This window comes from Aeromicrobium sp. PFPM2_SD2 (genome assembly GCF_057364525.1).
This window is the reverse complement of record NZ_JBNFNZ010000225.1, coordinates 1-3,960: the sequence shown is the minus strand read 5'-3', so window position 1 is coordinate 3,960 and position 3,960 is coordinate 1. Positions and strand designations below refer to the sequence as shown.

Here is a 3,960-nt window from a genome sequence, read left to right as displayed (position 1 = left end):
GGCGCGGCAAGCCCCTGCACCCCCGACGGCGGGGTCCGGCGAGGCCCGGCTCGAGCGCGAGGGCAGCCTCGCGCGGACCGGCGTGCCGTGGATCGACCAGCCCGGCACCGACGAGTGCCTCGTGCGGTTCTCGCGGGCCAGCGGGGTCCCCGCCCCGCTCCCGGACGTGCACGGCATCGCGCTGCGGGTGCCGCGTCCCGACGGCGGGCACGCCGACGTGCTGGTCTCGACCACCGGCACCGGACGCCTGACCCGCTTCCTGCTGGTCGCCACCCGCGAGACCACGGGCGCCGCGCACACGACCCTGGTCCCGTACCGCACGCCGACCGGTCCGCTGCTGCTCGCGTTCTTCCCCCGCGACGACCAGACCTTCCGGCTCGCCCACGCCCGCCCGCGGGGGCGTGGACGCCGTTCGCGACGCTGCACGTGCGCGGCCCGGCGAGCACCGCCGGCGACGAGGACGTCGCCTTCGACCCCATGACGAACCGCCTGCCGGAGCTGGAGCAGTACCCGTGGGTGGTCCGGCTGCGCGAGGGCGCGTACCGCGCCGAGGGGCCCGTGCGCGAGTTCACCGGGCTGACCGCCGGGTCCGGCACCGCCCCGGTGCTCGTGGTCGACCGCCCCACCTGGTCGGCAGCCAACCTGGAGAGCTTCGAGGTGCTGCTGGACCCGTTGAGCCGGCGCCTGGCCGAGCAGACGAAGCTCGGACCCGTCGGCCGTGCCGTCGGCGACCGGGTCAACGGCGTCCAGGTCGGCGCGCTGCTGTCCTTCCTGTCCACCCGCGTGCTGGGCCAGTTCGACCCGTTCTGGACCGGCGGCGCCGACCAGGGACGCCTGCTGCTCGTCGCGCCGAATGTCGTCGACGTCGAGCGCCAGCTCAAGGTCGACCCGCACGACTTCCGGCTCTGGGTCTGCCTGCACGAGGAGACCCACCGCGTGCAGTTCACCGCCGTGCCGTGGATGGCCGGCCACCTGCGCTCGCTCGTCGGCGAGATGATCGACGAGAGCCGCACCGACCCCGAGGCGGTCGCCGAGTCGCTCGGCACCGCGCTGTCACGGCTGGGCGAGCTGGCCCGCGGCGACTCCACCACCAGCTTGGCCGACCTGCTGCAGAACGAGCGCCAGCGCGAGATCGTCGAGCAGGTCACCGGCGTCATGTCGCTGCTCGAGGGTCACGCGGACGTCGTCATGGACGGCGTCGGGCCCTCGATCGTCCCCAGCGTCGCGACCATCCGGCGCAAGTTCGACCAGCGCCGCCGCAAGGGCAAGGGCGGCCTGGACGGGCTGCTGCGCCGCCTGCTCGGGCTCGACGCCAAGCTCGCGCAGTACCGCGACGGGGCCGCGTTCGTCCGCGCCGTCACCCGGCGCGGCGGGCAGGACGCCTTCGACGCCGTCTGGGCCGAGCCGGCCAACCTGCCGTCGCAGGCCGAGATCAAGGACCCGACGGCGTGGCTCGCCCGGGTCCACGGCTGACGCCGGCCGGGCGGACGCTCAGCCGAACGGGTTGAGCAGGCGGTCCAGGAACTGCTTGGTGCGCTCGTGCTCGGGCGCGGTGAAGAACGTCGCCGGCGCGCCGCGCTCGACGACGACGCCGTCGGCCATGAAGACGACCTCGTCGGCCACCTGGCGCGCGAACTGCAGCTCGTGGGTGACGATCGCCATCGTCCAGCCCTCGGCGGCCAGGGACTTGATGACGCCGAGCACCTCGCCGACGAGCTCGGGGTCCAGGGCGCTGGTCGGCTCGTCGAACAGCAGCAGGTCGGGCTTGAGCGCGAGCGCGCGGACGATGCCCACGCGCTGCTGCTGCCCGCCGGAGAGCTGGTGCGGGTAGACGTCCTGCTTCTCGAGCAGCCCCACGCGCTCCAGCAGCTCGCGGGCCTCAGCCACGGCCTGGTCGCGCGGCACCTTGTGCACGACGGTCGGACCCTCGATGACGTTCTGCAGCACGGTCTTGTGCGGGAACAGGTTGTGCGACTGGAAGACCATCGCCGAGCGGTCGCGCAGGGCGTACCGGTGGGCGTCCGAGATCGGGTAGGAGAAGTCGAGCTCCACGCCGTCGCCGACCTTCAGCACGCCGGCGTCGGGCACCTCGAGCCCGTTGAGCGAGCGCAGCACCGTGGTCTTGCCCGACCCGGACGGCCCGATCAGCGCGACCACCTCGCCGCGCCGGATCGTCAGGTCGATCGAGCGCAGCACCTCCAGGTCGCCGAAGCTCTTGCGCAGCCCGGTCGCCTGCAGGACGACCGGCGCGGACGGGTCAGTGTGCGACATGGCGCTCCAGTCGGGTCTCGAGCCGGCTCTGGCCGGCCGACAGGGCGAGGCAGACCACCCAGTAGTAGAAGGCGGCCATCACGTAGAGGGTCATGAACTCGCCGGACGCGGCGCGACCTCCTGGGCCTCGCGGAACATCTCGGTCACCAGGATGAGCGAGGTCAGCGAGGTGTCCTTGACCAGCGAGATGAACGAGTTCGACAGCGGCGGCACCGACACCCGCACGGCCTGGGGCAGGACGATGCGCTGCAGCGTCAGGCGCCGGTTCATGCCGACCGTGTACGCCGCCTCCCACTGCCCCTTCGGCACGGACTGGATGGCGGCGCGGATGATCTCGGCGGCGTAGCCGGCCACGTTGAGCGACAGCGCGATGACGGCGCTCGGCCACGGGTCGATCCGCACCCCGATCGACGGCAGGCCGTAGAAGACGATGAACAGCTGCACCAGCAGCGGCGTGCCGCGGATGACCGAGACGTACGCCCGGGCGAGCCACTGCACCGGCCGTGCCCCGTACAGCCGGGCCAGCGCGACCGCGAGGGCCAGGACGAGGCCCAGCGCCATCGAGACGAGCGCCAGCGGGATCGTGCCCACCAGGGTCCCGCGCAGGAGGGGCCAGAGCGCCTCCTGCACGAGGTCCCAGGTGTCAGGACTCACTGAGAGACGTCCTCGCCGAAGTACTTCTCGCCGATCTTGGCCAGGGTGCCGTCCTCGCGCAGGTCCTCGAGGGCGTCGTTCACGTCGTCCATGAGCTCCTTGTTGTCCTTCGTGACGACGAAGGCGTTGCGGGACGGGTCGTCGGACTCGGCGGCGACCTTGAGGCCGGCGTCGCCGCCCTGCTGCTTCTGGTAGTCGAGCAGGGTCAGCTTGTCGTTGACGGTGGCGTCGACGCGGCCGTCCTCGAGCAGCGACACGGCCTGGGCCCAGCCCTCGACGGCCTCGACCTTGGCGCCGAAGCTCTTGGCGACCTCGAACCAGTTGCTGGTCAGCGACTGGGCGGTGGTGCGGCCCTTCAGGTCGTCGAAGGTCTTGATGTCGGTGTTGGTCGCCGGGACGATCAGGACGCCGGGGGAGATCGTGTACGGCTCGGACATGAGGTACTTGGCCTCACGCTCGGGGTTGATCGAGATCTGGTTCGCGATGAGGTCGAAGCGGCCGCCGTCCAGGCCGGCGAAGATCGCGTCGAACTGGGTCTCCTGGAACCTGACCTTCAGGTCCAGCTCCTTGGCCACGGCCTCGATCACCTCGACGTCGTAGCCGACGAGGTCGCCGCCCTTCTCGTGGAAGGTGAAGGGACGGTAGGTGCCCTCGGTCGCAACGGTGAGCACGCCGTCGTCGACGAGCTGGTAGCCCTCGTCGGAGGCGTCGTCGCCGTCGCGGGTGAGGAAGAAGGCCACGAGCGCGACCACCACGAGCGCGACGACGAGGCCGACGACCAGCCCCGTGCGCGAGCGCTTCGGCGCGGGCCCCTCGCCCGGACGGTTCGAGATCGGGGCGTTTCCGGGCGTCTCCGTCATGGTGGTCCTCTCGTTCGTGCGTCGGCGCCGGAGGGCGGCCGCGTCGGGCACAGTTGTCGCAGACGGCGCCGGGCCCGGCGGACACGTCTCGACCACCGAGACTACGCGGGGCCGGCGGGACGCACCGGACGAGAGGAGCCGCCGTGACGCAGGCACGGGGCCGGCTGGACCCCAC

General features: G+C 72.1%; 5 protein-coding genes. 2 read left to right on the top strand and 3 right to left on the bottom strand.

The genetic code is table 11. The features are described 5' to 3' along the window. Together AC2W7G_RS10800 and AC2W7G_RS10795 are read left to right on the top strand one after the other, a co-directional pair. Positions 1-481: hypothetical protein (locus tag AC2W7G_RS10800; protein WP_485868431.1), on the top strand; the 481-nt coding region annotated here is incomplete at its 5' end. Then, a complete protein-coding gene (locus tag AC2W7G_RS10795) occupies positions 427-1,473 on the top strand; it encodes a zinc-dependent metalloprotease (RefSeq protein WP_485868430.1) in 1,047 nt (348 codons plus the stop codon). The genes AC2W7G_RS10800 and AC2W7G_RS10795, both read left to right, overlap by 55 nt. Positions 1,474-1,491: 18 nt before the next feature. Here AC2W7G_RS10795 and AC2W7G_RS10790 read toward each other — a convergent pair whose 3' ends face one another. The 3 genes from AC2W7G_RS10790 to AC2W7G_RS10780 all read right to left on the bottom strand — a co-directional run bounded on the left by AC2W7G_RS10790 (position 1,492) and on the right by AC2W7G_RS10780 (position 3,785). After that, positions 1,492-2,271: an amino acid ABC transporter ATP-binding protein gene (locus tag AC2W7G_RS10790; protein ID WP_485868429.1), complete on the bottom strand. Its 780-nt coding sequence runs from the start codon at positions 2,269-2,271 to the stop codon at positions 1,492-1,494. 90 nt (positions 2,272-2,361) lie between these two features. Next, a complete protein-coding gene (locus AC2W7G_RS10785; protein WP_485868428.1) occupies positions 2,362-2,925 on the bottom strand; it encodes an amino acid ABC transporter permease in 564 nt (187 codons plus the stop codon). Continuing rightward, complete coding sequence (locus tag AC2W7G_RS10780) at positions 2,922-3,785, bottom strand: amino acid ABC transporter substrate-binding protein (RefSeq protein WP_485868427.1); 864 nt, start codon at positions 3,783-3,785, stop codon at positions 2,922-2,924. The genes AC2W7G_RS10785 and AC2W7G_RS10780 overlap by 4 nt, the downstream gene beginning before the upstream one ends. Between the last annotated feature and the right edge of the window lie 175 nt (positions 3,786-3,960).

Excerpts from the sequence above, each read along its gene's own strand:
- AC2W7G_RS10790 (WP_485868429.1), bottom strand. The coding sequence starts at position 2,271 with ATGTCGCACACTGACCCGTCCGCGCCGGTCGTCCTGCAGGCGACCGGG.
- AC2W7G_RS10780 (WP_485868427.1), bottom strand. The coding sequence starts at position 3,785 with ATGACGGAGACGCCCGGAAACGCCCCGATCTCGAACCGTCCGGGCGAG.